Genomic DNA, 23,973 nt, shown 5'->3' with positions numbered 1-23,973 from the left:
CGCCGGGAGCGCCTCCCCACCAAGGCACTCCCGAAGGGCAACACCCATGCATTCCCAGCACTTCACCACCGAGCCGTCGCCGGACGACACGGCCGGACGCGACCTCACCGCGGGCGACGTCCCCGGGCTCGGGTCGCAGGCCTCCGGCGCCGACCGCGCGCCGCTCATGTTCGATGTGATCATCGCCGGGTGCGGGCCGACCGGCGCGATGCTGGCCGCCGAGCTGCGGCTGCACGACGTACGGGTGCTCGTCCTGGAGAAGGAGACCGAACCCAAGTCGTTCGTCCGCATAGTCGGCCTGCATGTTCGCAGTCTCGAACTGATGGCGATGCGCGGGCTGCTGGAGCGCCTTCTCCCGCATGGAAGACGGCGTCCGGCCGGCGGCTTCTTCGCCGCCATCGCCAAACCCGCGCCCAAGGACCTGGACTCGGCGTACGCCTATCTGCTGGGCATCCCGCAGCCGGTCGTCGAGCGCCTGCTCGAAGAACACGCCGTAGAGCTGGGTGCGCAGGTCCGGCGCGGTCGCGCGGTCACCGGTCTCGAGCAGGACGACGAGGGCGTGACCGTCGAGCTGGCCGACGGGGAACGGCTGCGTGCGCGCTACCTCGTCGGCTGCGACGGCGGGCGCAGCACGGTGCGCAAACTGCTCGGTGTGGGCTTCCCGGGCGAGCCCTCACGCAAGGAGACGCTGATGGGCGAGATGGAGGCGGCCGCGCCGCAGGAGGAGATCGCCGCCAAGGTGGCCGAGCTCCGCGAGATTCAGCCCTTCTGGCTCCGGCCCTTCGGCGGAGGGGTCTACAGCGTCGTCGTCCCGGCCGCGGGAGTCGGAGACCGCGCGCAGCCGCCCACCCTGGAGGATTTCAGGCAGCAGTTGCGCGCCGTCGCCGGGACCGATTTCGGCGTGCACTCCCCGCGCTGGTTGTCCCGCTTCGGGGACGCCACCCGACTGGCCGAGCGTTACCGGGTCGGCCGGGTGCTGCTGGCCGGGGACGCGGCGCACATCCATCCGCCCATCGGCGGGCAGGGCCTCAACCTGGGCGTCCAGGACGCGTTCAACCTCGGCTGGAAACTCGCCGCACAGATCCGTGGCTGGGCGCCGGACACGCTCCTGGACACCTACCAGGCCGAACGCCGTCCGGTCGCCGAGGACGTGCTGGACAACACCCGCGCCCAGGCGGAACTGATGTCCGCCGAACCGGGGGCGCAGGCCGTGCGCAGGCTGCTCACCGAACTGATGGACTTCGACGAGGTGAACCGGCATCTGATCGAGAAGATCACCGCGATCGGCGTCCGCTACGACTTCGGCGAGGGCCCCGACCTGCTCGGCCGTCGCCTGCGCGACATCGACGTGAAACAGGGCCACCTCTACGGTCTGCTGCACCGCGGCCGGGGCCTGCTGCTGGACCGCACCGGACGCCTGACCGCCGGCGCCTGGTCGGACCGGGTCGACCACCTCGCCGATCCCACCGCGGCACTGGACGTTCCCTGCGTCCTGCTGCGCCCCGACGGCCACGTCGTCTGGATCGGCGACGATCAGCAGGATCTGGACACTCACCTCGCCCGCTGGTTCGGCGGGTGCCGAGCGCACAGCCATCGACACCACTGGCCGTCACACCCCGAGGAGCTCGACCGGCAGCTCCTCCCGCAGCCGGATGTCAGCCGGGGATGACGAACGCCAGCCGGTCGGCCAGTCTCTGGAGGGTGGCGGCGATCTGGACGTTGGTCTGGTGATCGTCGCCCATCCGGACGATCACCGTCCGGGTGGACGGTGACACGACCATGATCTGGCCGTGCGCGCTCATCGCGGCGAGGTCGCGTCCGCCGTCGCCGCGGGGGAGGATCCACCAGCCGTTTCGGTAGCCGACGCCGATGCCGGCGAAGGTGGTGACGGGGTCGCGGCCGGCCGGGTCGAGGCTGCGATCGAGGAAGGGCCCGGGCGCCACCTGGCGCCCGGCGACCCTTCCCCCGTCGAGCATGAGCTGACCGATCCTGGCCAGGTCAGGGGCGGTCACCACGAGACCGCTCTCGTGGTAGGGGAACCCGTGGTCGTCGACGCACCATCCGGCGGGACGCTCCGCGCCAAGGTCGTCCCACAGCCGTTGCAGCGGCCGCCGCGTGAGCGGCGTTCCGGTCAGCCGCCGATACGCGAGGCCGACGAGGTTGGGCGCGTAGTCGTTGTAGGTGAACGGTCCCGGCGGGCTTGCGATCTTCGGCCGCCGCACGATGGTCCCGGCCAGGTCGGTCGCGTAGTAGACCGACGGATAGTCCCGATCGACCCACGGGAAGGAGATGTCGTCGGAGAAGGCGATGCCCGAGCGCATGTCGATTGCGCGGAGATCCGTGAGGCGCGAAAGCACACCGCCCGGCACCGCATGGCGGCGGGCGCGGTGGAGTGATGCCGCGCCCGTCGAGTGCCTGGTGAAGTACCCCTCGTCGTGGGCCCGTTGCCCCGGTGGCCCCCGGGCGTGCGGTCACGGCTCGGGTCAGGCGACATTGATGAGCGGAGCGTCTGCCGCGATTGCTGACGATCAAGTCCGACGACGTGCTGGGCCGCGTGAAGGTCTACGAGGCCATCGTCAAGGGCGAGAACATCCCCGAGGCGGGCATTCCCGAGTCCTTCAAGGTCCTCATCAAGGAAATGCAGTCGCTCTGCCTGAACGTCGAGGTTCTCTCCGGCGACGGCATGTCGATCGAGATGAGGGATACCGACGAGGATGTCTTCCGCGCGGCGGAGGAGCTCGGCATCGACCTGTCCCGGCGCCCCCACGAGGGCGCGATGACCGTCGACGACATCGGAGACAGGGCAGACCGGCTGTGGGCGGCCACTCGCACGCGAGGCCGATCGACCGGTGCGGGCCGCGCAGGGTCTCCTGCACGGCCCGCCGGTAGGCCTTGGCAGATCCGCGGGCTGTGCGCAACACGATCGGGAGGAGCGGTCAGCTCGATGAGCTTCTCGGCCGCCGCCCGGTCGACGGCGAAGTCGGTCTTGCCGCCGAGGAGATGGCCGTAGATCCGGGCGACGCTGGAGACCGTCACGTCGATTCCTCCGCCGCCTGGGAAAGCGGCCCCGGTCCCCAGCGCTCATCCCTGGGGGTGCCGGCGACCAGGATGTCGACCGGGCCGGTGGTCGCGGGGCGGGTGGTGACGGGGGTGGTGACGACCGGGTCGGCGATGAAGTCCCGCATCCAGCGGAAGCTGGCCTTCGGTGTGCGCGCCTGGGTGTCGTAGTCGACGTGCACGAGGCCGAACCTCGCCGAATACCCCCGCGCCCACTCGAAGTTGTCCAGCAACGACCAGCAGAAGTACCCGCGCACGTCGGCGCCCGCCGTCATCGCCTCACGGGTCGCGGTCAGGTGGTCGCGCAGGTAGTCGATGCGCCCGGTGTCCTCCAGCGCGCCGTCGTCGCCGTACCCGTTCTCGGTGATGTAGACGGGCGGCAGGTCGGGATAGCGGGAGGTCAGGCCGACCAGCGTCTCGTACAGCCCCTCGGGCTCCACCACCCAGCCCAGCCCGCTGGTACGCGCGCGCTCCGGCGTGACGGTGCGCACGCCCAAATCGAACGCCGAGCGCCGGACGGGATCGGCCTCCTCGTACGGCGCCGCCTCCACGTGCAGGCGGTAGTAGTAGTTCACCCCGAGGAAGTCCACCGGCCTGCCGACGATCTCCAAATCGCCGTCCCGGCGGAAGGAGAAGCCGCTGATCCGGCCGAACGTCTCGGCCATGTCGGCGGCGTAGGCACCGCCGAAGAGAGGTTCGGTGAACTGCCGGTTGACCAGCAGATCCATCCGCCGCGCGGCCTGGACGTCCTGCGGCGAGGAGGTCACCGGCACCGTGGGCGACATGTTGAGCGTCACCCCGATCTGCTGACCGGGCCTGGCCATCTGGCGCAGGCGGGCGACGGCCAGGCCGTGACCCAGCAGCAGGTGGTGGGCCGCGGCCAGCGCGCCCTCCCCCTCCGTGGCTCCGGGCGCGTGCCGGCCCTCGCCGTAGCCGACGATCGAGGAGCAGTACGGCTCGTTGAGCGTGATCCAGTTCGAGACCGACTCGCCGAGGGCCTCGTACATGACCTCGGCGTAGTCGGCGAAACGCTCGGCGGTGTCGCGGACCCGCCAGCCCCCGTGGTCCTCCAGCGCTTGCGGCAGGTCCCAGTGGTACAGCGTGATGTACGGCTCGATGCCGCCCTCGCGCAGGGCGTCCACGAGCCGGCGGTAGAAGTCCAGCCCGCGCCGGTTCACCGGTCCGCGGCCGTCGGGCAGCACCCGCGGCCAGGCAACGGAGAATCGGTAGGCCCCCGCCCCCAGGTCTTTCATGAGGCCGACATCCTCTTGCCAGCGGTGATAGTGGTCGCAGGCGAACTCACCCGACTCGCCCCGTGCCACCGCGCCGGGCACCCGGCAGAAGGTGTCCCAGATCGAGGGCCCCCGGCCGTCGGTGTCGACGGCCCCCTCGATCTGGTACGCAGCGGTGGCCGTGCCCCACACGAAGCCGGCGGGAAAGGTCCGCGGCCGGGTGCGCCTTTCCTCGATCGCCGTCATCCCTTGATCGCTCCTGACATGATTCCTCCGATGATCTGCCGGCCCAGGGCCGCGAAGACGGCCACGACGGGCACTGTCGCCAGCACCGTGCCGGTGAGCACGAGCGCGTAGTCGGTCGTGTAGCCGCTGGCCAGCGAGGAGAGCGCGACCTGCACGGTCGGGTTCTCCGGGGTGAGGACCACCAGCGGCCAGAAGAAGTCGTTCCATGCCTGCATGAACGTGAACAGCCCGAGCACGGCCGCGGCCGGCCGCGCCGCGGGCACCACCACGTGCCAGAACAGGCGCAAGGTGGAGCAGCCGTCGATCCGTCCGGCCTCCAGGAGTTCGTCCGGCACCGCGCTCGACAGGTACTGCGTCATGAAGAAGACACCGAACGCCGTGACCAGGCCGGGCACGATCACCGCCTCCAGCCGGCCGGTCCAGCCGAGCTCCGCCATGAGGATGTAGAGCGGGATGATCCCGAGCTGGTGCGGCACGGTGGTGGTCGCGATGGCCACGACCAGCAGCGACGTCCGGCCCCGGAAGCGGAGCTTGGCGAAGGCGAACCCGGCCAGCGTGGAGAACAGCACGACCGACACGGTGACCGAGCCGGAGACGATGAAGGAGTTGAGCATCGCCTTACCGAACGCGGTCGTGTCGAAGACCCGCGCGATGTTCTCGAACAGGTGCCCGCCGGGCGTCAGGACGGGAGGCACGCGGGCGATGGCGTCGTTGTCGTGCGACGCCACGATGAGCGACCAGTAGACGGGGAACAGGGAGCCGAGCAGGACGGCGACCAGCGCCGCATAGGTCCAGAACCCGGCCGAGCGGCGCCCGCCGCGGGAGCGGGCCGCCCGCGAGCGGGGCACGCGCGCCTGCCGGGGTGCCTCGGTGATGATCGTCGTCACGTCAGCTTCTCCTGATCCGGCGGGTGACCGAGTAGTTGACCAGAGCCATGACCACGATGATCAGGCACAGGGTCCATGCGATGGCCGAGGCATAGCCGAACTTGTACAGGCTGAACCCCTGCTCGTAGAGGTAGAGGCCGACGGTCTGGAACTGTCGGTCCGAGCCTCCCGTCGGGTTGCCCGTGCCGGCTTGGAACAGCAGCGGCTCGGCGATGATCTGGAAGCCGCCGATGGTGGACACGACGGCGGTGAAGATGATCGTCGGCCGCAGCATCGGGATCGTGATCTTCCGGAACTGGGTGAACTGGCCGGCCCCGTCCAGCGTCGCGGCCTCGTACAGATGCTCGGGGATCGTCTGCATGGCGGCCAGGTAGATCAGCGCGTTGTAGCCGGTCCACCGCCAGATGACGATGAGCGAGATGGCGATGTGCGAGGACAGGGTGCCCGCCTGCCAGTCCACCGGGTCGAGCCCCACCAGATCGAGCGCCCAGTTGACCATGCCGAAGTCGCGGCCGAAGAGCTGGGCGAAGATGATCGTGACGGCGACGATGGACGTCACGTTGGGCAGCAGCACGCCCATCCGGAAGAACGTGCGGGCACGCAGGCTGCGGTTGAGCATGTGCGCGATGAACAGGGCCGCGAGCAGCTGCGGCACGGTGGACAGCAGCCAGATGCTGACGGTGTTGAACAGCGCGTTCCAGAAGTAGTCGTCGGTCAGCAGTTCGGCGTAGTTCGCCAGCCCCACCCAGTGCCGGGTGGGCTCCAGCAGGTTCCAGTTCGTGAGCGAGACGTACGCGGTGTACAGCAGTGGGAACATCCCCACCGCGCCGAACAGCAGGAAGAACGGGGCGATGTAGAGGTACGGCGAGCCCTTGACGTCGAGCTGGTAGGCCCAGCGGCGCCGTGGCCCGGATCGTGCGAGGGTCATGGGTCCATCCCGGGGAAGGGGTGGCGGCGGGCCCTTACCTCCCGCCGTCACCCGGTTTGGCTGGGCGGCTACTGCTCGATGCGCTCGACGTCCTTGAGCATCTGCTCCCAGGCCTGCGGGCCGTCCTGCTTGCCCTCCTCCACTCGGTTGATCGCGTCGCGGATGGCGGTCTGGATGTCGCCGGCCCGCGGCCCTTGGTACTGCGGCTTCAGGTTCAGCGCGGCGGTGGTGAAGACCTGCCCGACCGGGGCGTCGTTGAAGAAGGCGTTCTTCAGGTTCTTGACCTCGGGCTTCTCGTACGTCGCCACTGTCGAAGGCAGGATGCCGTGCGCCTTGAACACCTCGATCTGCTGCTCGGGAGCCGTCAGCCAGGTGATCAGGTCCACCGCCTCCTTCACGTGCTTGCTCTGCGCCGGAACCGTCAGGTAGGAGCCGCCCCAGTTGCCGCCGCCGCCGGGGATGGCCGCGATGTCCCACTTGCCGGCGAATGCCTTGGCCTGGTCCTGGATCTTCGCGAGCATCCAGGCGGGGCAGGCGATGGTGGCGAACTGACTCTTGGCGAAGCCGGTGTTCCACGCCGGGGAGCTGCCCACCAGCTTGGCCGACTCGCCGTCGGCTACGGCCTTGAGCACCTCGTCGTACGCCGAGCGGACCACCGGGTTGGTGGCGACGACCACGTGGTCGGAGGCGTCGTAGTAGCCGGTCTCGGCCTGCCCGATCATCGCGTTGAAGATCTGCGCGCCGCCGTCGAAGAAGCTGGCGCCCTCCGGCTTGTTCGCGGTGTACTTCCTGCCGGCCTCGAAGTACGACGCCCAGTCCGGCCAGAGCTTGCTCACCTCGTCGCGCTCGGTGGGCAGGCCGGCCTTCTCGAACAGGTCGCGCCGGTAGCACATGGCCAGGCCGCCGACGTCCGTCCCGTATCCGATCTGGGCCCCGTTCTTGGCCACCGACGCCTGCCACTTCCACGGCAACCACCGGTCCTTGAGCCCGTCGGCGCCGTGCTGGCGCAGGTCGACGAAGCGCTCCGGCTGCGCCCTGAACTGGGCGATGAAGCCGGTGTCGATGCCCTCCACGTCCGCCGCGCCGCTGCCCGTCGCCAGATGGGCGGCCAGGTTGCGATGGTGGTCGTTGTACGCCGACGTACGCTCGACGATCTTGATGTTCGGGTGGGCGGCCTCGTACTTGGCGTACAGGTCCTTGAACCCCATGTTCCCGAACAGGTTGAGAGTGAGGGTGACGGGGCCGTCGCCGGACGAGCCGGTCGAGCCGCCGCAGCCGGCGGTGAGCACGCCGACGGCGAGCACACCCACGAGCAGACGAAGTTTCGCAGCAGACACCGTGAACTCCTTGGTAGGGAGAAGGGGCGTGGCTGCGAGATGCGACGGTCGAGCCGCGGCAACGAAAAGCATCGACCGATACGCCCGCCATGAGACATAACAGCGGCACGCGATGTCAAATCACGAAAACGTAACGCCGATGAAATTACCGGCGACCTTGACAGACTTCCCACGATTGCGTAATTTCCTCGAAACCGGTTACATGAAACCGGTTGCAGCGAGATGTGACAGCGTTCGATCCGTGGCAACGATCAGAGAGCTGGCACGCCTGTGCGGCGTGTCCCCGGCAACCGTCTCCCGCGATTTCAACAATCCGGAGGTAGCGAACGCGAAGACCAGGACGCAGGTTCTGCGGGCGGCGCGTCAGATCGGCTACCTGCCCAACGAGTCGGCCCGCACGCTGGCCACCAAGAAGTCCTTCATGGTCGGCCTCGTGTGGGACACCGACCACCGCCGCTGCCGAGGAACACCGCGTTCTCCTTGGCGGTGATGAAGTCCAGCGTGCCCAGGTGGGTGATGACCTCGCGTTTGAGGGACCGCTGGTGGTCGAAGTCGAACTCCTCGATCGACTTGCGGGCCGGGAAGCGGGCGGTGTGGATGCGGCCTTCACCGCCGTGGGCTTCGCGGGCGGCGACTTCCCGCTGCAGGCGGCCAGGAACTCCTCATGACTCCACTGCTCGGAGCGGGCGCGTTCGGCCAGCCGTTCGACCGCTGCGGCCAGCGAGGGAGCCTTCAGCGCCCGGGTGAGATAGGCGATCTCACCGGCCACGTTCCTGCCGGTGCTTTTGCTGCCGGTCGGGGCGCTCATCCGGCGATCTCCTCATCAGTCAGGCCGAGCAGCCGGTCGTAATCCGACAACGGCCGCTGCTCCACCGCGGTCTGCAGCGGGCGCAGCGCAGCCAGGTGCCGCGCCTGACGCAGTTGCGCCGCTGCAGCCTGGTGGGCGGGGTCGGTGATGGTCTGGTGGTCGGCCCAGCAGCGGTCATGGCGGGCCACCGCGGCGCCGTCACAGGTGACCACGACGTGGTCCAGGTCTGCGGTCACGTGGACTCGCCGGCCGATCACCGACGGGTGCACCGAATAGTCGTTGGAGTCCAGCCGCACGTAGTGGTCGCGGGGCAGGCGGGTGCCCAGCTGCCATCCCACCGTCGGCGCGACCGGCGGCAGGGGCAGCATCGCCGCCCGGTCAGCCTCCCACCGGTCGATCGGCCGGCAACCGAGCCGCCGGTGGTGACGGGTACCGGCCCGCCACTGGCCGATCGCGGCCTCGTTGTCCCACACCAGGGCCCGGGGCACCCGGCCTCACTGGCTGAGCAGTCTCCAGTGTCCAGCCAGCAGGTCCGGCGCTCTGCGCGAGGGCAGCATGACCGCGCTGATTATCCGCGAGTAGCCGCTGACCATGACCAACACCGGCGGACGGCCCGTTTGCCCGAACCCCAAGGGGACATCGACCGGCGGGAACCACAGATCGCATTGGGCCAGCTCACCGGCCTGGTACTCGGTGCGGGAGGCCGGATCGACCGGCCGATACAGCGGTCGCAGCTGCTGCACCCGCTCGAAGAACACCGTCTTACCCCTACTCCAGCCGACCCGTTCCATGACGACCGAGGCCGGCATGTCCGGGAACTCCGCCAGCAGCGCCCGGATCCGCGGCTCGACCGCGTCGACGATCGATCCTTTCCCGGCTCGCACATACCGGGGCGGTTCATGCGAGGCCAGCGCTTTGCGCACCGTGTTCCGAGCGATCCCGAGCCTGCGGGCGATCGCTCGGATCGCCAGTCCCTCAGCCCGATGCAACCGGCGGATCTCCGCCCAGTCCTCCAACCCGGGCGCTCAACAGCCCCGACCCAGTCCGGCTCGGAGCATTGGCATCCTGTGGCGTTCCTTGCTGACGTGTCATGGCAAAACGGCAGGTCATCGCCGTACTGGAGCTGTCAGCACATGGCACATTGCCGTGGCCTGTCAGTGAGGGATACGCGGCAATCCACGCGCGGGCTGGCGGTGGAAGCCCACCAGCACCGAGTCATCACCCGCGTGGACCCGTGCACGGGGACGATGACGCGGCCAGACGCGTACCGTGACTCCGGCTCGCGATCGGGGCTATGACCTGCGTAAACGGTCTACAAGCGACGGAGGAGCAACACCACGACGCACCCTTCAGCAGCTGATCTTGCCACCAAGTTGTTCTGGGCTTTTGCCATGAGCGGTCAGTGGATGTGCCACGAGGTGTCAGCAATTCGCACCCGGGGTCCGGGTTGTCCGCAGGAGAAGACCCAGAAAGATAACTTGCGAGAATTACCCATCTCCCAAGTTATCCGCGTGCCCAGGCCGCACAACGAATCGATGCTTCCTGTTTTCTATTTCCAGAAAATCAGAAAATCAGTAAGCTGTCCGTCGTGACGACCTCCGGAACCCCCGCCGTGACAACCGCGTGCAAGCACTGCGGGGCGCCGATCGACCAGCCCGTACGGCGGGGCAGGCCGCGGGAGTACTGCCCGGACGGCGACTGCCAGGCGGCGGCCAAGCGGGAGCGGGAGCTGCGCCGCGCGACCCCGGGCCTGGAGGGCGCGCTGGCACGGGTGGAGGACCTGTACGAGCGGATGGAGAAGGGCCTCGCCGCGGCGATCGACCCGCTGGCGCGGGTGCTGGAGCAGGAGCTGAGCCCGGCGGGGGTGGAGGCCAAGCTGAGCGCGGTCCAGGCGGAGGCGCACACCAGCGTCGCCATCGCCCGCGCCGAGCGGGAGCAGGCGCTGGAGCAGGTGCGCCTCGCCCGGGAGGCCGCCGAGGAGGCGCGGCGGGACGCGGAGGAGGCCCGCCGCCGCACGGACGAGGCCTACACGGAGCGGGACACGGCGTTCGCCGACGCCGAGACCGCCCGTGAGCAGGCTCTCGCCGCGCTGCGCGAGGCGGCCGCGACCGAGCGCCGGATCAGGCAGGAGGCCGATCAGGCGACCCGGCGGGCCGAGCTCGCCGAGGCCGCCCGCGAGCAGGCCGTACGCGAGCTCGCCGACCGCGTGGACAAGGCCACGGCCGAGGTGCGGCAGGTGCGGGAACGGGCGGCGCGGGCCGGTGAGGAACGCGACCAGGCGCAGGCCGAGGCGCGGGCGGCGCGGGCGGAGGCCGAGCTGGCCCGCCGCGCGCACCGGGAGGCGGAGCAGGCGAGCGCCGCCGCGCTGGCGAGGGCCCAGTCCGCCGAGTCCGAGCGTGACCGCGCGGTGGCGCGGGCGGAGGCCGAGCGCGACCGGGCCGTCGCCCAGGCCCAGGACGAACGCGACCGGGCGCTGTCACGGGCGCAGACCGCCGAGTCGGCCCGCGAGGAGGTGGTCGCGGAGGCCGCCCGCCTGCGGGCGGAGGCGGCGCAGGCCGAGGCGCGTGCCCGGGCCGCGGTCGCGGAGGCGGAGCGCGTGGTGGGGGAGTCGCGGTCGGCGGCGGCCGAGCGTGATCGGGTCCAGGCCGAGCTGTCGCTGGAGCTGTCACTGGAACGGGCGCGGCTCGACGACCTGCGTTCACAGCTCGACGTGGCCAGGTCGGAGGCCGCCCAGCTGCGTGAGCGGGCGGTCGCCGCGGAGCTGCGGGCCACGGTGGAGGCCCCGCCGCCGGACCGGTGACCGGGCGCCGATCAGTCCCGGGCGGGCCGGATGCGTTCCTCGGCCACAGCCGGCGGGCGGGCCCGCTCGACCCGTGCTTCGTCCCAAACCGGTTCACCGCTCTCGTAGACGGATCCACCGGCCCCGAAGACGAGGAAGCGGTCGAAGTCGGCGGCAAACCAGCGGTCATGGGTGACGGCCAGCACGGTGCCGGCGAAGGACGCGAGGCCCTGTTGCAGGGCCTCGGTACTGGCCAGATCGAGGTTGTCGGTCGGCTCGTCGAGCAGCAGCAGCGTCGCCCCCGACAGCTCCAGCAGCAGGATCTGCAGCCGGGCCTGCTGCCCGCCGGACAGGGTCTCGAACCGCTGGTTGGCCGCCGGCGCGAGTTCGTAGCGGGCCAGCGCGGCCATGGCGTCGTTCAAGGTGAGGGCATGCCCGGCCGTGACCAGTTCGGCGGGGGTATGGCCGTCCAGGTCGGGCCTGGCGTGGGTCTGCACGAAGTGGCCGGGCACAACCCGGGCGCCGAGCCGTACGGAGCCGGTGTGGCGCACCGAGGGGACCGCGCCGTCCGCCGCTTGGGCCAGCAATCGCAGGAAATGGGACTTGCCCGAACCGTTCGACCCGAGGACGCCCACGCGTTCGCCGTACCAGATCTCGACGTCGAACGGCCGCATCAGTCCGGTGAGCTCCAGTGCCTCGCAGACGACGGCGCGTTTGCCGGTCCGGCCGCCGCGCAGCCGCATCCGCACGTTCTGCCGTTTGGGCGGGCGCTCGGGCGGGCCCGCTTCCTCGAACCTCGCGAGCCGGGTACGGGACGCCCGGTAGGCGGAGGCGAGGGCGTCGTTGTTGGCCGCCGTCTGCCGGAGGGTCCGCACCAGGCGCTTGAGCCTCGTGTGCTCCTCGTCCCAGCGGCGGCGCCGTTCCTCCAGCCGGTCGATGCGGTTCTGGCGGCCCTCGGCGTAGGTGGCGAAGCCCGCGCCGTGGACCCAGACGCCACGCGACTCCACGGTCACGATGCGGTCGGTCGCGTTGGCCAGCAACTGCCGGTCGTGGGAGACCAGCAGCACGGTCTTGGCGGTTCCGCGCAGCCGGTCTTCCAGCCATTCCTTGGCGGGCACGTCGAGGTAGTTGTCCGGCTCGTCCAGCAGCAGGACCTGATCCGGCCCGCGCAGCAGCGCCTCCAGGACGAGGCGCTTCTGCTCGCCGCCCGACAGGGTGCTCACCCGGCGCTCCCGGACCGCGTCGTAGGGCAGGCCCAGGGCCGCTGTCGCACAGGTGTCCCACACCACCTCCATGGCGTAGCCACCGGCGTCGGCGTAGTCGCTGATCGCCTGCGCGTAGGCCAGTTGCGTCGTCTCGTCGTCGCGTCCCGCCATCGCCGACTCCGCCCGTCGCACCGCCGCGGCGGTGACGCGGACCCGCTCGGGGGCCACTGACAGCAGCAGATCGTGCAGCGTGCGGTCGTCGCGGACGCTGCCGATGAACTGCCGCATCACCCCCAGCCCGCCCGAGCAGACCACCCGGCCGTCGTCCGGCCGCAGGTCTCCGGCGATCAGCCGCAGCAGAGTGGTCTTTCCCGCACCGTTCGGTCCCACCAGCCCGGCCCTGACACCGTCGCCGACGCGGAACGACGCCTCGTGAAGAAGCAGTCGCCCGTCCGGCAGTACGTAGGTGAGCCGGTCCACCTCGACATGTCCCGCCACCGTGTCCCTCCCTGCCGGGCGACCCCTCTGGACCGTCGTTCTATCACCGGATCATTGATCCGGTGCTCGACCACGATACTAGACTTGCCCGCACGAGGACGAGGAGAGACGTGGTGGGAACGAAGCACTCAGGATCGCCGGGAGACGTGTGGCTGCGACCGTCCGCGCGGGCGGCGCGCGAAGCGCCGCCGCTCAGCCGCGACCGGATCGTGGCCGAGGCCATAGCCCTCCTGGACGAGGAAGGCGCCGACCGGCTGACCATGCGGCGGCTCGCCGAGCGCCTGGGGACCGGCTCCACGACGTTGTACTGGCACGTGAAGACCAAGAACGACGTCCTCGACCTCGCCCTCGACGCGATCTTCGCAGCGGTCGAGATCCCGCGCGCGGACGGCCAGGACTGGCGTGCCGGCATCACCGCGCTGATCAGCGGGTGGCGTGCCGTCCTGCTGGACCATCCCTGGTCGGCGGCGCTGCTCGGCCGGCCGATGCTCGGTCCCAACGTGCTCGCCCGCAGCGAGTTCCTGTACGCCACCCTGCTGGACGCCGGGGTGACCGAGCCGCACCTGACCGCCGCCGCGTACGGCTTGTCCAACTACGTCATCGGTTCCGCACTCATGCAGGCGACCTGGACGGCCGGGGAAGGGCAGGCCACGCGCGCCGCCGCTCAGGAGCGCTTCCGCGCCGACCGTGACCGGTATCCCGTCCTCGCCGCCCACGGCCCTCTGGCCGCGGACAGCGATTGGGACAGCAGCTTCGCTCTCGGCCTCACCTGGCTCCTCGACGGTGTTCACGCCACCGTCGACGAGGCGTCCGGTCGTGGCCGCGGGTCTTCCGGGAAGTGAGGGAGCCGGCCGCGCGGAGGATGTGCCGCCCCAGCGGGCGCGTACAAACGCGGTCCAGACGGGTGGAGATCGGCCGGAAAGGGGATCGTCCACTCCTTTCCACTCTCAACCTATAGCGCACCGGGGGCCTTGCCACAAGACCCCGGTCGTGCCGCACAATCGTCGGCCGAGGCCGGGCCCGCGCCCATCGGGGGACGCCGGCGCACCACCGGACCGGATCGGAGCCGATGCCGTGAACCCCTTGACCACCAGCGCGTTCGACCTGCCCCACCACCTGTCCCACAAGGCGGCCCCGGACCTGATCGCCGGGGACGAGCGGCACTTCGCGGCCATCGCGGAGAGCCTGCGGCAGTCGGTCGCCGAGCTGTCGGGCCGTCTCGACGCCGAGCGCAGGGCGCCCGGCGGCGAGGGCCGGGAGGCGCTGGACCGCGACCTGGAGATCCACCGGCTGACCGCCCGCCTGCGTACGCTGCGCCGCTTCGGCCTGGACCTGTGCCTCGGGCGCATGGTCGGCGCGGACGGCTCCGAGCCCGTGTACGTCGGGCGGCTCGGCCTCACCGACAGCGCGGGCCGCCGGCTGCTGCTCGACTGGCGCTCTCCGGCGGCCGAGCCGTTCTTCGGCGCCACCCACGCCAACCCGATGGGCCTCGCGAGCCGCCGCAGGTACCGCTGGTCCGGGGGACGGGTCAGCGACTACTGGGACGAGGTGTTCACCCCGGACGGTTTCGAGGGGAACGCCGCGCTGGACGACCAGTCCGCGTTCATCGCCAGCCTGGGCGGCAGCCGGTCGTCGCGGATGCGGGACGTGCTCGGCACCATCCAGGCCGACCAGGACGCCGTCATCCGCGCGGGATCGCACGGCGCTCTCGTCGTCGACGGCGGCCCGGGCACGGGCAAGACCGTCGTCGCCCTGCACCGGTCGGCCTACCTGCTGTACGCCGACCCCCGCCTGGGTCACCGCCGGGGCGGCGTGCTGTTCGTCGGCCCGCACCAGCCCTACCTCGCCTACGTATCCGACGTCCTGCCCAGCCTCGGAGAGGACGGCGTACGGACCTGCACCCTGCGGGACCTGGTCACCGAGGGAGCCGCGGCCGGGGTCGAGACCGACCCGGAGGTGGCCCGCCTGAAGTCGTCCGCTCGCCTGGTGGAGGCGATCGAGCCGGCCGTCAGGTTCTACGAGAACCCGCCGGCCACGGGGATGACGGTCACGACGCCGTGGTCGGAGGTCTGGCTGAGCCCCGACGACTGGGCCGAGGCGTTCGAGGCGGCCGAACCCGGCACCCCGCACAACGACGCGCGCGACCTGATCTGGGAGGAGCTGCTCACGATTCTGGTGGACCGCCACGACGGCGACGCACCGCCCGACCTGGTCCGCCGGGCGCTGCTGCGCGACAGGGAGCTGCTCACGGTCTTCAACCGGGCCTGGCCCCTGATCGAGGCGGCCGACCTCGTCGGCGACCTGTGGTCGGTGCCCGCCTACCTGCGGATGTGCGCCCCCTGGCTCAGCGTGGAGGAGATCCGCGCGCTGCGGCGCGCGGACGCGCAGGCCTGGACGGTGTCCGACCTGCCACTCCTGGACGCGGCGCGGCAGCGGCTCGGCGACCCGGAGGCCGCGCGCCGAAGGCGCCGGAACGAGGCCGCCGTCGCCGCCCAGCACGAGCACATGAACCGGGTCGTCGAGAACCTGATCGAGGCCGACGACTCCGAGATGCTCGTGATGTCGATGCTCCGCGGGCAGGACATGCGCGACGCACTGGTCGACGAGGCCGCGCTGGCCGCCGGCGACACCGACCCGCTCGCCGGCCCGTTCGCGCACGTCGTCGTGGACGAGGCTCAGGAACTGACCGACGCGGAGTGGCAGATGCTGCTGCGGCGCTGCCCGTCCCGGAGCTTCACCGTCGTCGGGGACCGCGCCCAGGCCAGGCACGGGTTCACCGAGTCGTGGCGGGAACGGCTGGAGCGGATCGGGTTCGACCGGATCACCCTGGCCTCCCTGAGCATCAACTACCGGACGCCGGAGGAGGTCATGGCGGAGGCCGAGCCGGTCATCCGGGCCGTGCTCCCCGACGCGAACGTGCCGGTCTCCATCCGCAGCGGCGGCGTCCCCGTCGTGCACGGCCCGGTGTCCGAGCTGGGCTCGGTCCTCGGCACGTGGCTCGCCGCGCACGCCGAGGGGACCGCCTGCGTCATCGGCGACCCCACGTTCGAGGAGACGCCGCGCGTCCGGTCGCTGACCCCGGAGCTGTCGAAGGGGCTGGAGTTCGACCTGGTCGTGCTCGTCGACCCGGACACCTTCGGCGACGGCATCGAAGGAGCGGTCGACCGCTACGTCGCGATGACCCGGGCGACCCGCCGGCTCGTCATCCTCACCAGCCCCTGACCCGGCCCCTTCTCCGGCTCCGGCGGACGCCGGCCCGGTGTCAGGGGCCGGCCCCGGGCGTCGTCGTGATGGGGATCAGCGGCCGTAGGGTGTGCGCGGCGATCCGCATGCCCTGCAGAGTCCGCTCGAGTGTGCCGCCCCACACCGGGTCTTCGTGCTCGACCGCGACGTCGCCGTCATAACCGGCGGCGTACAACGCGTCGATGATCCGGTTCCAGTCGAGTTGGCCACGGCCGGGAACGCGGTAGCGCCACCAGCCGACGTCGGTGGGAGAGGCACGTCCGGCTGTCTTGCCGAAGACTCCGTAGCGGGTGCGGGCCCGCTCGTCGATCTGGATGTCTTTGGCCTGAACGTGACCGACGATGCCGGATCGCAGCGCGTGTTCCAGCGCGTCGAGAGGGTCGATGCCGAGCCAGGGCAGATGAGAGGGATCGTAGGCGAGGCCGAATCCGAGGCCGGCCATCCAGTCCCACAGCTCGGGCGAGTAGGCGAGGTTGGCGGGGTATCCGTCGGGATGCCAGCCTTCCATCGGGCAGTTCTCGGCGAGCAGTTTCACGCCGCGGTCCGCCGCGTAGCCGGTCAGCGCGGGCAGGCGCTGTTCGGCCTGCCTGAGGTTGTCGGCTATGGGCAGGGTGACGTCGCGGCCGATGAAGGTGGTGACGTACCGGACACCCAGAAGCGCGGCCGCATCGATGCAGGCCCGCAGGTGACGGTGGACGCGGTCGCGTTCGGCGGGATCGCCGTGCAGGTTGTTGCCGCAGTAGGTCACCGCGGAGACGGTCAGGCCGTGACCGTCCAGCAGCTCGCGCACACGGGCGGCGTCGGCGGCGGTGAAACCGGCCACATCGAGGTGGGCGGCCTGGTGAATGTGTTCGCTGCCGACCGGCCAGGCCGCCACCTCCAGCGCCTGGTATCCGGCCTGCGGCGCCCAGGCGGCGATCTGCTCCAGGGACATCTGGCCGAGCGCGGCGGTGAGCAGTCCGAGCTTCAATTCTGCCTCCTTCACTTTCTGCTGTTCCTTCGAGCGTCCTGCTCAGCGCGCGACGACCGCCGGCACATCGGCGCAGGCGCCTCCGCCCGTGGCCTCGACGGCTGGGAGCTGACGCGGGACGGGGAGCGGTTCCCGGAAGCGGACCGCCTCCTGAAGGCGGAGGAGCAGGCCGAGCCATGCCGCGGTGTCACGGCTCATGGGATGACCTGGGCCGTGCCGCTTGTCCTGAAGACGCAGGGACTCTTCGAGGTCGTGGACGACCCGGCGGACGACGCGGTCGTCACGCGGATCGGCCAGCGCCTGGGCCAGAGCAAGGTACTTGCGGGTCTCCAGCGTGTCAGGGTGCCGGTCTCCCTGGACACGCGCGCGGTCTTCCGCCAGGGCGCGCAGGAGGGCCTGCGCCTGGTCCGCGTGCCCGGCGACGACGAGGAGCTTTCCCTTGGAGTGCCGTGCGTCCAAGCTGTCGGCGTGGTCCTCGTCCAGCTCATGGATCCGGTTCACGATCACGGCGTCATAGCCGCTCACCGACTCCTCCACCCGTCCCTGCCGCCCCAGCAACCAGGCGCGCCGGCACTGCACGTGCCGCAGCATCGGGCTGTCGGGGCCCTGGGACAGCAGCACGCGGTCCTGCAACGCGCCGAAGCCGTCCTCAGCCTCCCGCAACCGGCCCTGGCCGACCAGCGTCCACAGCAGGAGCAGCGTGGTACGCGGATCGGGATGGCCGAACATCCGCTGCTCGTCCTCGCCCAGCCGACGCAGCCCCGTCTCGGCTTGCCGGTGCCGGCCGAGCTCGGACAGGGACTCGGCCCAGGCGCGCCGGACCTCCAGAACGGCCGGATGCCAGCGGCCCAGAAACACCAGATGGGGGAGAGCGGCCTGGACCAGGCGCAGGGCGCCGCGCTCGTCCCGGTCCGCGATCAGGCTCGTCGCCAGTACGGCCACCGTCTCCGCGACCCTCGCCGAGCCCTCCGGGCCGAGCACCCCTGCCGGGCACCTGCTCAGCAGCTCACGCCAGTCCGCGATCGATGCCCGGGTCGCCCCGCGTTCGGCGTCGCGCATCGTCCGCAGATCGCCACCGGGAATCATCGGCGTCCCCGCCCTCTCCACGATGTCGTCCGCGGCACGACCGGCCGTACGGCGCTGGACGAGACGTGCCCCGGCTACAGGGGAGAGGCCTGTATCGGGAGGCGACACGGCGGCGGCCGGCGCACCGGACACGCCGCGCTCACGGACCTCTGAACGAGGCTCGGGAACCGATGCTCCGTTGGGCGCCCGATCGCGCGTCGCCCGCGGCGGGGCGGCGGGGCCGGCGGAAGCCGGTCTTCCGCCCACGATCGCCTCCCAGCCGGAGTCGATGTCGACGGCCTCGTCCACCAGGTCGTCCACGGCCTGGTTGAACGCCGCGAGAATCGCGTCGAGCTCGGCGTCGGACCGCTCGCGTCGCGTCATGCTTCACCTCCGTCATGTGCTCTCTTCAGAGCGGATCTCGCGCGTGAGAGGTTCTGCCGGACGGCGTCCGTCGTCATCCCCAGGTGTTCGGCGATCTCCTGGTTGCCGTAGCCGTCCAGGTGCCAGGCCAGCACGGTGCGCTGCCGGTCGGGCAGCTTGGCGATCATGCGGATCACCTGCCGCATCCGCTCGCTCAGTTCGAGCGCGGCGTCGGGACGCAGCAGCCCGGAGCGGTGGGCGGGAGCCATCGCCCGTTCGGTGTCGGGCAGCTCGGCGACCGGGTCCTCTCCCGGCACGTTCCGATCCTTGGCACGCATCAGCTTGCGCCCGGCGACGCGCCGTATCCAGGCGCGGTGCTCGTAAATCGTGTCCCACTTGGTCAACGCGTCAAGGAAGGTGGCTTGCACGATGTCGGCGGCCAGCTCCCGGTCGCCTGTGCCGAGCCGCATCACGAACCCGAACAGCTTCTTGGCCTCCTGCGCGTAGAAGGCGGCGACCTCCTCCTGCACGCGCGACATGACGGCGGCCCCGGCTCCCTCCGGTGCGGTCTTCGCCTCGACCGGCCCGGTGGCCGAGGCCGGCCGTGGCCGGCCCTCGCGACGCCGCGCCGGGAAGAGCGTCTCACCGGCCACGGCCTCATGAACCATCGGGCGGCTCCGGTGCCCGGGCCAGATCGACCCTGACCACCGATCCGTCCGCCGCCCGGACCGTCAGCCGGCTGCCCGGGGGCAGCACCCTGATCATGGCCGGGGTCGTACTCGCTCCCTGCGCTTCGGCCGTGCTCGGCCTGGCTCGCCCGCGTAGCCAAAGCCTGAGGCAGTGGCTGGCGTAAAGGAGCCCGAGCACGACCACGCTCCCGAGATTCACCTCCACGGCTTCACCTCCTCGATCGCGTCTCCTGGCATCGTCGGCCTTGTGCCGCTGTCAGGGAGTGCATCCGGCCCCCATGAATGTGACATCGTCCAGGTCAACCGGGCTCAGGATGGTGTGCCGTCCGAAGTCCGGCATGGTGGAGGTGCGGGCCGTGGGTTCCTCGCTGCCGCCCCTTGTCGAGACGCTCACGACCTCAGGTGCGGGCGGGGGTGATGACTCCGAACCACCGCTGCACGGCTGCCCGGAGCGCTTCGATCTCCGCGGGGCCGGGCCGGGGCGACGCGGATGCCCAGGCCACATAGCCGTCCGGTCGAAGGAGCAGCGCGGTGGGGGTGGTGGGGATGCGGGAGCGCGCCGTGACGACATCGACCTGGTCGTGCCGCAGAGCGGGTGCGTCTGCCAGCGATGCCTCTTCGGTCAGGTCGAGCAGCAGAGGGCGCGCGTTTCTGGTCAGCTCGGCCAGGCGGACCGGTCCGGCCGGGGTGTCCAGGTCCATGTCTGGGGCGAACCGGCCGGTCAACGGGTGCGCCTCGGGTTCGCCCATGTCGTAGCGGACGTCGGCGCCGGCGAGGAGGTCGGCCAGGCGCTGTACGGTGCTTCGGTCGCCGAGCAGTTCGGTGAACACCTCGCGTAGTCCGGTGACATCGCTGCCGGGGGCTATCAAGGCCGATTGCGCCTGCGCGTTCAGCACCATGCGCTCGGCGGCCGATCGCCGCTCCGTCTCGTAGCTGTCCAGCAGCCCGGCCGGGGCGCTTCCGCGGATCTCGGCGGCGAGTTTCCAGCCCAGATTCACCGCGTCCTGCAGGCCGAGGTTGAGCCCCGGACCGCCTCCCGTGGCGGCGTACACGTGCGCGGCGTCACCGATCAGGAACACCCGGCCGTCGGCGAACCGTTCGGCGATCCGGGTGTTGCCGCCGGTCAGCCGGCGCAGCACGTGCGGCCCCGCGCCGTCGGGCGGATCGAGCGGCACGTCGACGCCGAGCACGCGGCGGATGCTCGCCCGCAGCTCCTCCAGGCTCATCGGCGCGTCGGTCGCGGGCGTGTCCCACTCGGTGGTGCTGATCAGCGGTGGGTGGCCCGGTAACGGCGCGTAGGAGAACCCGCCGTGTTCGGTGCGGTGGGGCAGGAACGGAAAGACAGCGCCGTGGCCGGGCACGTTCAGCGCGCCGGTCGCGGGATCGACCCATTCCGCCGGGACCGTCGCATGCGCCGAGAGCACAGTCATCCGGTCGTAGGTGACGCCGGGGAACGCGATGCCGGAGAGCTTGCGCGTGGTGCTGTGGGCTCCGTCCGCGCCGACGAGGTACCGGGCCCGCAACTGGTAGGCCCCGCCCGGGCCCGCGACGTCGATGGTCACCCCGTCGTCGTCCTGCGACAGGCCGGCGAGCTCGTGTCCCCGGCGGATCTCCACGCCCAGTTCGAGGGCACGCTCCTGCAGGACCTGCACGATGCGTCGCTGCGGCACCGGCAGGGCATAGACGGGGCTGTCCTCCAGCAGGCTGAGGTCCAGGCCCATCGCGCCGAACATGAAGTAGCCGGAGTTCGGCCGCGGAGGGTGCGGGCTGCCACTGAGACGTTCGTGCAGTCCCCGGTGGTCGAGCACTCTCACGACCTGGCCGAGCAGTCCGTTCGCCTTCGGTTCTTCGCTGGGCTCGATCAGCCGCTCCAGCACGACCGGCCGGGCCCCTGCCAGGCTCAGTTCGCAGGCCAGCATCAGCCCGTTCGGGCCACCACCGGCGACGACGACATCTGTGATCACGTGTTTCTCCTTGGGGTGAGAAGGCCAGGCTAGGAACAAAGTTGCGCGTGCGCAAATTTGCGCGCACGCAACTAGACTATGCTGAGACGGTGACGACGAGACGGACGGGGTTGCGCGAGCAGAAGAAGCAGGCCACCCGGGAGGCGTTGCGCGCGGCGGCCCTCCGGCTGGCTCTTGAGCGCGGACCGGACAACGTGCGCGTCGATGACATCGCCGAGGCCGCCGGCGTCTCACCGAGGACGTACAACAACTACTTCTCCAGCCGCGAACAGGCGATCGTCGCGGCCGTGGCCGGCGAACGAGAGGCACGAGTCGCGGCGGCGGTGATCGACCGGCCCGACGGCGTCGGCCTCGCCGACGCCGTGGTCGAGGCCGTCGTGGATCAGTACACCGCCTCGGACGCACCCGGCCAGGAGGCGCTGCTGCTGATCACCACCCGTCCCGCACTGCGCGACGCCTTCATCGACACGACCACCGCGATCGAACGTCCCCTCACCGAGGCCATCGCGCAGCGTCTCGGCGATGACGACCCGCACACCGCACGGGTGCTCGCGGCGAGCGTGACCGCCGCGGTCCGCGTGGCGATCGAGCAGTGGCTGCGCACGACCGTCTCATCCTTCACGGCCGGCGGGCTCGTCGTGCCGTCCGGCTCGCTGCCGGACCTCCTGCGCGCCACACTCGCACCCCTCACACCCGCACTCGACGCCGCGGAGCAACGAGCACTCCGCCACCGGCATCGGTGAGATCGAGATCCAGTCGGTGGTGCTCGTGCCCGCCGCGTACACCGTGCTGAGCCGGGAACGCGAGGACTCCCTGCGGACGCAGGTCGCGCACCGATGAGGTTTCCGCGCCGCGCCCGTCTGTACGTGTGAGATCGACTCACGGAAGGCTGCACGATGCGGAAACTGATCTTCGCCATGAACGTGACCCTGGACGGCTACATCGCCGCGACCGGCGACGACATCGGCTGGAGTGGGGACGAGGGACCGGACTCGTCGCCGAGGGCCGAGCTGTTCCAGTGGTGGCTCGACCGGGAGCGGGCGAACGAGATGTTCCTGTACGGGCGCAAGCTGTGGGAGACGATGAGCCCCTACTGGCCGACCGGCGACCAGCGGCCCGACGCCACCCCGGCGGAGATCGAATACGCGCGGAACTGGCGGGACACCCCGAAGGTGGTGTTCTCGTCGACGATCGACAAGGTCGACTGGAACACCCGCCTGGTCACCGGCGACGCGGTCGCCGAGATCACCCGGCTCAGGGCCGCGGACGGCGGCCCGATGGGCATCGGCGGCGCGACGCTCGCCGGGGCGGCCATGCGGGCCGGGCTGATCGACGAGTACGCGCTGGTCACCAGGCCGGTCCTGGTGGGCGGCGGCACGCCGTTCTTCACCGCGCTGGACAGCTGGGTGAACCTGAACCTGGTCGAGACGCGGACGTTCCCCGGCGGCGTGGTGCTGACCCGATATGAGACGAGGCGATGAGCACGGGCCAGGCCCCGCCGGCAACACCGGCGGGGCGGTGTTCGCGTCGCCGCGTCGGTGTTCAGCCCGCCGGGGTGCTCATTCGGCGGTGACCTCGGTGACGGCGGCCCGTGCGCCGGACTCGTCGACGATGGGGCCTTTGCCTGACGACAGCGTCGGGGGCAGGCCCAGCCATGGTTTGCCGGTCGCGTCGAATCCGGTGAGCTCGGCGAGCTTCCCGTCGACGATGTGCAGGACCGCGATGGCGAACAGCCGGTATTCCGGGTCGCCGGGGGTGCGGAGGTACAGCGCGGCGGCAGGCATGCGGTTGACCGTCGTGGCGACGCAGCGCCAGTCGTCGTGGCCGCGCTGGAAGAGCCCGCCGGAGACCCAGCCGTCCACCGCGTCCTTGGCCGTGACGGTCACGGTGCCCGGCTCGGGCAGCATCGCGAAGCGCAGGTCGTCGAGCAGCAGGGCCGTCAGCCCGTCGAGGTCGTTGCGCTCATGGGCGTCCATGTACGACTTCACCACGCCGCGCTCGTCATCCGACAGCTCGTGCGTGGCAGGGCTCCGCCAGTCGAGGCGGCGGTCGGGCAGCTGCTCGCGCATCGTCACGCGCGCCCGCTGCAGTGCGCTGGTCACCGACGCGACGGTCAGCTCGAGGGCGTCGGCGGCCTTCGACGCCGGCCAGCCGAGGATGTCGCGCAGGATGAACACCGCCCGCTGCCGCGGCGGCAGGTGCTGGACGGCGACGATGAACGCCAGCTCGATCGTCTCCCGCGCCACCACCGATTCCTGCGGGTCCTCCGGGAGCATCCGGTCCGGGTAGGGCTGCAGGTAGCGCACTTCCGAGCCCGCGCCCGGCAGTCCGGCGGGCACGGGTGTGCGGTCGTTGCGCTTCTCCAGGAAGTCGAGGCAGGCGTTCGTCGCGATCCGGTACAGCCAGGTCCGCAGCGCGGCGTGACCCTTGAACGACTCCCGCTTGTTCCATGCCCGCAGGAACGTCTCCTGCGTCATGTCCTGGGCGTCCTCGTAGTTCGCGAGCATCCGGTAGCAGTGCACCTGCAGCTCACGCCGGTAGCGCTCGGTGACGAGCGCGAACTGTGCCGCGTCGTTCGAGCGGGCCGCCGCGATGAACGCGGCCTCGTCGTCGGCTGGCGGTCTGGCGTCGGTCATGGTCGTCAATCCTTCCGCGGGTGGCGAGGGGCTACCAGAACCGACGACGCGGCGGAGGATTTCCGA

Annotated in this window: 19 protein-coding genes and 3 pseudogenes; 8 read left to right on the top strand and 14 right to left on the bottom strand. The window is 70.8% G+C overall.

From position 1 onward, the window contains the following. Window positions 1–166: 166 nt before the first annotated feature. A complete protein-coding gene (gene rox / locus F5972_RS15045; RefSeq protein WP_225311571.1) occupies window positions 167–1,669 on the top strand; it encodes a rifampin monooxygenase in 1,503 nt (500 codons plus the stop codon). Here rox and F5972_RS15040 read toward each other — a convergent pair. After that, window positions 1,656–2,321: a serine hydrolase gene (locus F5972_RS15040; RefSeq protein WP_150934117.1), complete on the bottom strand. Its 666-nt coding sequence runs from the start codon at window positions 2,319–2,321 to the stop codon at window positions 1,656–1,658. The genes rox and F5972_RS15040 overlap by 14 nt on opposite strands. Before the next feature lie 179 nt (window positions 2,322–2,500). Between F5972_RS15040 and F5972_RS15035 the strand changes: the two are divergent. After that, a pseudogene (locus tag F5972_RS15035) lies at window positions 2,501–2,761 on the top strand (DNA-directed RNA polymerase subunit beta); the annotation flags it as partial. Window positions 2,762–2,979: 218 nt separating this feature from the next. Here F5972_RS15035 and F5972_RS39180 read toward each other — a convergent pair. From F5972_RS39180 to F5972_RS15010, 5 genes and pseudogenes are all read right to left on the bottom strand, one after another. After that, a pseudogene (locus tag F5972_RS39180) lies at window positions 2,980–3,036 on the bottom strand (hypothetical protein); the annotation flags it as partial. Further along, window positions 3,033–4,535 (bottom strand): GH1 family beta-glucosidase, encoded by a 1,503-nt coding sequence (locus F5972_RS15025; RefSeq protein ID WP_150934116.1) that lies wholly within the window; start codon window positions 4,533–4,535, stop codon window positions 3,033–3,035. The gene F5972_RS15025 and the pseudogene F5972_RS39180, both read right to left, overlap by 4 nt. Further along, window positions 4,532–5,422 carry a carbohydrate ABC transporter permease gene (locus F5972_RS15020; RefSeq protein ID WP_150934115.1) on the bottom strand — a complete coding sequence of 297 codons (891 nt, stop codon included), beginning with the start codon at window positions 5,420–5,422 and terminating at the stop codon, window positions 4,532–4,534. The genes F5972_RS15025 and F5972_RS15020 overlap by 4 nt, the downstream gene beginning before the upstream one ends. A 1-nt stretch (window position 5,423) precedes the next feature. Continuing rightward, on the bottom strand, window positions 5,424–6,350 hold the full coding sequence (locus tag F5972_RS15015) for a carbohydrate ABC transporter permease (protein WP_150934114.1): 927 nt from the start codon (window positions 6,348–6,350) through the stop codon (window positions 5,424–5,426). 68 nt (window positions 6,351–6,418) lie between these two features. Further along, window positions 6,419–7,687: an ABC transporter substrate-binding protein gene (locus tag F5972_RS15010; protein WP_225311503.1), complete on the bottom strand. Its 1,269-nt coding sequence runs from the start codon at window positions 7,685–7,687 to the stop codon at window positions 6,419–6,421. Between the two features lie 241 nt (window positions 7,688–7,928). Here F5972_RS15010 and F5972_RS15005 point away from each other — a divergent pair, with 241 nt between their 5' ends. Beyond that, on the top strand, window positions 7,929–8,177 hold the full coding sequence (locus F5972_RS15005; RefSeq protein ID WP_150934112.1) for a LacI family DNA-binding transcriptional regulator: 249 nt from the start codon (window positions 7,929–7,931) through the stop codon (window positions 8,175–8,177). Here the strand turns inward: F5972_RS15005 and F5972_RS39350 are convergent. Further along, entirely contained in the window at window positions 8,107–8,286 is a 180-nt protein-coding gene (locus tag F5972_RS39350; RefSeq protein WP_404803059.1) for an ATP-binding protein, read from the bottom strand. The genes F5972_RS15005 and F5972_RS39350 overlap by 71 nt on opposite strands. 205 nt (window positions 8,287–8,491) lie before the next feature. Continuing rightward, window positions 8,492–9,511 (bottom strand): annotated as a pseudogene (locus tag F5972_RS14995) (Mu transposase domain-containing protein). 572 nt (window positions 9,512–10,083) lie between these two features. Here F5972_RS14995 and F5972_RS14990 point away from each other — a divergent pair. Continuing rightward, window positions 10,084–11,295, top strand: a complete 1,212-nt coding sequence (locus F5972_RS14990; RefSeq protein ID WP_150934111.1) for a coiled-coil domain-containing protein — start codon at window positions 10,084–10,086, stop codon at window positions 11,293–11,295. An 11-nt stretch (window positions 11,296–11,306) separates the two neighbouring features. Here F5972_RS14990 and F5972_RS14985 read toward each other — a convergent pair whose 3' ends face one another. Further along, entirely contained in the window at window positions 11,307–12,977 is a 1,671-nt protein-coding gene (locus F5972_RS14985) for an ABC-F family ATP-binding cassette domain-containing protein (RefSeq protein WP_150934110.1), read from the bottom strand. 113 nt (window positions 12,978–13,090) lie between these two features. On the opposite strand from F5972_RS14985, the gene F5972_RS14980 reads away from it, so the two are divergent. Both F5972_RS14980 and helR read left to right on the top strand, forming a co-directional pair. Beyond that, window positions 13,091–13,819 carry a TetR/AcrR family transcriptional regulator gene (locus F5972_RS14980; protein WP_225311502.1) on the top strand — a complete coding sequence of 243 codons (729 nt, stop codon included), beginning with the start codon at window positions 13,091–13,093 and terminating at the stop codon, window positions 13,817–13,819. 232 nt (window positions 13,820–14,051) lie between these two features. Continuing rightward, window positions 14,052–16,199, top strand: coding sequence for an RNA polymerase recycling motor ATPase HelR (gene helR / locus F5972_RS14975; RefSeq protein ID WP_150934108.1), 2,148 nt, complete (start codon window positions 14,052–14,054; stop codon window positions 16,197–16,199). Window positions 16,200–16,239: 40 nt separating this feature from the next. Here the strand turns inward: helR and F5972_RS14970 are convergent, their stop codons facing one another. The 4 genes from F5972_RS14970 to F5972_RS14955 form a co-directional block, all read right to left on the bottom strand. After that, entirely contained in the window at window positions 16,240–17,190 is a 951-nt protein-coding gene (locus F5972_RS14970; RefSeq protein WP_150934107.1) for a sugar phosphate isomerase/epimerase family protein, read from the bottom strand. A 42-nt stretch (window positions 17,191–17,232) separates the two neighbouring features. Further along, a complete protein-coding gene (locus F5972_RS14965) occupies window positions 17,233–18,639 on the bottom strand; it encodes a hypothetical protein (RefSeq protein WP_150934106.1) in 1,407 nt (468 codons plus the stop codon). After that, window positions 18,636–19,286 (bottom strand): RNA polymerase sigma factor, encoded by a 651-nt coding sequence (locus F5972_RS14960; protein ID WP_150934105.1) that lies wholly within the window; start codon window positions 19,284–19,286, stop codon window positions 18,636–18,638. The genes F5972_RS14965 and F5972_RS14960 overlap by 4 nt, the downstream gene beginning before the upstream one ends. A 419-nt stretch (window positions 19,287–19,705) precedes the next feature. Continuing rightward, window positions 19,706–21,271 (bottom strand): FAD-dependent monooxygenase, encoded by a 1,566-nt coding sequence (locus F5972_RS14955; protein WP_150934104.1) that lies wholly within the window; start codon window positions 21,269–21,271, stop codon window positions 19,706–19,708. An 89-nt stretch (window positions 21,272–21,360) separates the two neighbouring features. On the opposite strand from F5972_RS14955, the gene F5972_RS14950 reads away from it, so the two are divergent. Then, entirely contained in the window at window positions 21,361–22,014 is a 654-nt protein-coding gene (locus F5972_RS14950) for a TetR/AcrR family transcriptional regulator (protein WP_150934103.1), read from the top strand. 153 nt (window positions 22,015–22,167) lie between these two features. Next, complete coding sequence (locus F5972_RS14945; RefSeq protein WP_150934102.1) at window positions 22,168–22,752, top strand: dihydrofolate reductase family protein; 585 nt, start codon at window positions 22,168–22,170, stop codon at window positions 22,750–22,752. Between the two features lie 78 nt (window positions 22,753–22,830). On the opposite strand, the gene F5972_RS14940 is transcribed toward F5972_RS14945, so the two are convergent. After that, window positions 22,831–23,907, bottom strand: coding sequence for an RNA polymerase subunit sigma-70 (locus tag F5972_RS14940; RefSeq protein ID WP_150934101.1), 1,077 nt, complete (start codon window positions 23,905–23,907; stop codon window positions 22,831–22,833). Window positions 23,908–23,973: the final 66 nt, after the last annotated feature.

This window comes from Microbispora cellulosiformans (assembly GCF_008728085.1).
Classification (GTDB): Bacteria; Actinomycetota; Actinomycetes; order Streptosporangiales; family Streptosporangiaceae; genus Microbispora; species Microbispora amethystogenes.
This window is presented reverse-complemented; position numbering and strand designations above follow the sequence as displayed.

What these genes read in the sequence shown, in the direction of transcription:
- F5972_RS14965 (WP_150934106.1), bottom strand. Translation starts at nt 18,639, where the DNA reads ATGACGCGACGCGAGCGGTCCGACGCCGAGCTCGACGCGATTCTCGCG.
- F5972_RS14940 (WP_150934101.1), bottom strand. Translation starts at nt 23,907, where the DNA reads ATGACCGACGCCAGACCGCCAGCCGACGACGAGGCCGCGTTCATCGCG.
- F5972_RS15015 (WP_150934114.1), bottom strand. Translation starts at nt 6,350, where the DNA reads ATGACCCTCGCACGATCCGGGCCACGGCGCCGCTGGGCCTACCAGCTC.
- F5972_RS15025 (WP_150934116.1), bottom strand. Translation starts at nt 4,535, where the DNA reads ATGACGGCGATCGAGGAAAGGCGCACCCGGCCGCGGACCTTTCCCGCC.
- F5972_RS15040 (WP_150934117.1), bottom strand. Translation starts at nt 2,321, where the DNA reads ATGCGCTCGGGCATCGCCTTCTCCGACGACATCTCCTTCCCGTGGGTC.
- F5972_RS14945 (WP_150934102.1), top strand. Translation starts at nt 22,168, where the DNA reads ATGCGGAAACTGATCTTCGCCATGAACGTGACCCTGGACGGCTACATC.
- rox (WP_225311571.1), top strand. Translation starts at nt 167, where the DNA reads ATGTTCGATGTGATCATCGCCGGGTGCGGGCCGACCGGCGCGATGCTG.
- F5972_RS14960 (WP_150934105.1), bottom strand. Translation starts at nt 19,286, where the DNA reads ATGGTTCATGAGGCCGTGGCCGGTGAGACGCTCTTCCCGGCGCGGCGT.